This window comes from Mesorhizobium sp. M7D.F.Ca.US.004.03.1.1 (assembly GCF_003998635.1).
In the GTDB taxonomy this organism is placed as follows: Bacteria; Pseudomonadota; Alphaproteobacteria; order Rhizobiales; family Rhizobiaceae; genus Mesorhizobium; species Mesorhizobium loti.
Window position 1 is genome coordinate 1 of sequence record NZ_RZQG01000701.1, and the last position, 3217, is coordinate 3217.

Annotated in this window: 3 protein-coding genes; all 3 read right to left on the bottom strand. The window is 63.7% G+C overall.

All coding sequences use genetic code 11. The features are described from left to right. Positions 1-259: 259 nt before the first annotated feature. Entirely contained in the window at positions 260-1087 is an 828-nt protein-coding gene (locus EN935_RS28285) for a phosphogluconate dehydrogenase C-terminal domain-containing protein (protein WP_127264933.1), read from the bottom strand. Positions 1088-1198: 111 nt separating this feature from the next. Next, entirely contained in the window at positions 1199-2218 is a 1020-nt protein-coding gene (locus EN935_RS28290; RefSeq protein ID WP_127264932.1) for an ABC transporter permease, read from the bottom strand. Further along, positions 2215-3217, bottom strand: a 1003-nt coding sequence (locus EN935_RS28295; RefSeq protein ID WP_164771395.1) for an ABC transporter permease, incomplete at its 5' end; no start/stop codon positions are given. The genes EN935_RS28290 and EN935_RS28295, both read right to left, overlap by 4 nt.

The following is a 3217-nucleotide window of genomic DNA, read 5'->3' on the forward strand; positions in this document are numbered from 1 at the left end:
GGCGGCGGATCGCTTTCGGGCTAAAGGGCCGTTTGCCGGCTTTCCCCTCCACGGATCGTTGCTCCCCAGCCATCCCCCATTCGCCCAGGCTTCAAAATCCCTGCGAAACCCTGTCGATCCGAGCCATGAACAGCTAAGCCAGCTGGTATGATGAGTCAATCACAAATTCAGGTGATATGTACCTGATGGGCCGCGAAAACCGAGCGTCGGCAACGATAGGTCGACGCATCGAGGCGCTGCGGCAAGCGCCTGTCCTCTTTCAGGTGATGCGCTGAATGCTGGCGGCGATCTCTTCCGGCTCGAACACGCGTTTCCAGTCGTCACGCATCAGCACCGGCTTGCCGAATTCGATCGCCTTGTTGCAGGCGTCCGAGAAAACGCCCTTGGTCTCGCCGAAGATGACGGCGCCGAGCACATTCATATGGCCGAGCAGGAAGTCGAGCGCCGCCTGCTTGTCGACGCCGCGTGCCACGACCTCGTCGACGGCTTCCTTCATGACCACCAACAGCGAGGCGCACACCGTCTCCGAAAGGCCAGGCTCCAGCAGGGCCATCTGTTCGACGGTGACACGGTGTGAACGCATGACCGGCGCCCAGATGATTTTCGCGATCGCCTCGCCCTTGGCGTAATCTTCTTCCGGTCCCTGCATTAGCGCACTGACCATATGCTGCTTGGCCTTGACGCCGCCGAAATAGTCCTTTTTGGCCGCCATGTCTGTTTCGTCGTTGAAGATCGGCGGATGGCAGGGGTGGGTGACGAAATAGGTGAGGTCCGGTCGGTTGGGCAGATGGCCGGCGAAGGGTGCCGCCGCGTCGAGCACCACCACCATCGTGCCTGATACCAGCTTGCTCTCGATGCTGGTCGCCACCTTGCCGATATGCGTGTCCGGAACGGCCAGGATCACCACATCGGCACCCTTGAGCGCCTCGTCGGCGCTGACCGTATCGAAACCCAGTCCGGTCTTCAGCCGTTCGCGGCCGGCATCGCTGACCTCGACATGGCGTATCGTGTAGGGCGATCCGCTAAAATTGGTCGACAGGCGGTAGCCCATTTTTCCGCCGGCACCGAACAGCGCAATCGTTGTCATCTGGTCACTACTCCTGATCTCAGCCGACGGTATCGCCCGTCGTCAACTTATCAACTGGTATAATCACGCTACCAGATTTTGGCAATCCGATAATAGTGAATGCGATGCAGGTCACGACTGCCGGTCTCCCGCCGACATTGCGGCGTCGCCGTCTGTCGGCTCAACCGGCGCTCGCCGCGTCATCGCTTGTCGTCCGGCAAGCGCGAGCACGAAGATGACAACGACGCCCTGCACGATATCCTGGGCGCCCGGAGGAAGGCCGATGATCTGCATCGTTGTGACGATCAGGATCAAAAGGATGCTGGCGAACAAGGTGCCGACGGCGGTTGCCGAGCCGCCAAAGATCAGCGTTCCGCCGAGGACCACCGCAGCGATCGACTGCAACAGGTAGGGCTGGCCCATTTCGAGGAAGGCGCCGCCGATATAGGCGCCAAGCAGCAGCCCGTTGAGCGACGCCAGCACCGACGAGATGATGAAGGCCGATGCGATCACCGGGCCGGTCCTGATGGCGGCGAGCCGAGCTGCAGTGCGGTTCTGGCCGACCGCCGACAACAACTGGCCGAACACCGTGTAGCGCAGCACGAAGGAGGTTGCCGCGACGCCTGATATGGCGATAACGGCCATGATCGGCACTCCGGAAATACGGCCCGATGCCAGGTATTTCAGCGCCGGGCTGACGCTGAAACCCGAGATCGCCCGGTTCGACAGCAGCGTTGCGGTGGCCAGCACGTAGCCGGTCGCCAGCGTGGCGATGATGGCCGGGATGCCGAGCACCACGACAAGCAGCGAATTGAGCGCGCCGACGGCAAGGCCGAGCAGGATCGCGGCGGCAACGCCGATGGCGAGATTGGCATCCTGGCCCTTGATGGTGAGCAGCGCGACGAAGGCACTGAGCGTGATCACCGAGGCAACTGAGAGGTCGATGTTGCCGCGCCCGGTCGTCACCACGAACATCTGGCCGATGCCGACGATCGTCAGGAAGGATGCCGACAAGATGATGCCCGACAGGCTGGACAGGCTGAAGCGGTTGGTGACGATCGATAGCACCAGCCACAGAAGCAGCACGCCGATCGCCGCCCAGATCCAGCGGTTTCTCTGCGTCCAGAGGCTGAAGGCGGTCAGAGCGTTCATTGTTCGCTCCTGCGGTCAGCGGTTAGGCTGCGCAGCGTCAAAAGAGCGATCAGGATCAGGCCTTGCGTCGCGGCGTTGAAATCGCTGCTGACGTTCAGCGTGCCGAGCAACGCGCCGATCAGCGACAGCGTCACCGCCCCGGCGACGGCGCCGACCGGCGAGATGATACCGCCCAGCAGCGAGCAGCCGCCCATCACCACGGCGGCGACGCTAAGCAGAGTGAACGAATTGCCGGAGTTGATGTCGCTCGCCGTGTTGATCGCCGTCAGCGACAGGCCGGCTGCACCCGCAAACAGCCCGGCAATGAGATAGCGCACCAGCGCATAGCGCGTCGGCGACCATCCCGAGCGGATCATCGCTGTCGGGTTGTTGCCGAAGCCGCGCAGCACCACGCCGAGCGGCAGCCGGTCGATGACGAAGACGATCAGCGCGACGGCTGCGATGAGGATGATGGAGGTGGGCACGAAGCCAAGCGACCAGCTGAAGAGCGCCGACAGCCATTCCGGGCTGGCGCCGCCGGGCGTCGGCTGCAGTGCATAGCCCAGTCCGACCCAGATGAAGGAGGCGCCGAGCGTGACGACGATGGCCGGAATCTTGCGCGCCTGGATCACCCCGCCAAGCCCGGCATAGGCGGCGAGCGCTCCCGCCAGCGCCAGCGCGCCGAGCCATGGTTGGTCGTAAAGCAGCGTGGCGCTGAGCACGCTGACGAGGCCGGCGAAGGCGCCGACACCGAGGTCAATCTCGCTGCCGCCGACAATGAACATCTGTGCGGCCGTCACCAGCACCAGCGACAGCGCCGGCATCAGCAGCAGATCGAGGCCGAAGATCGAGGCTACGGCTGGATTGGCTGAGACCATCACGGCCAGCACGGCGGCAAGCCCGATGAAGGGCGCCGCATCCACCAGCCTGCGGCCAAGCCTTGTCGCTGGCGCATCCTTGTCTCGGGCAGCCGCAAGCCTGTCAGCCGGCTGGGCGAAGGATGCGCCGACGACAGCCGAT

What these genes read in the sequence shown, in the direction of transcription:
- EN935_RS28285 (WP_127264933.1), bottom strand. Translation starts at nt 1,087, where the DNA reads ATGACAACGATTGCGCTGTTCGGTGCCGGCGGAAAAATGGGCTACCGC.
- EN935_RS28290 (WP_127264932.1), bottom strand. Translation starts at nt 2,218, where the DNA reads ATGAACGCTCTGACCGCCTTCAGCCTCTGGACGCAGAGAAACCGCTGG.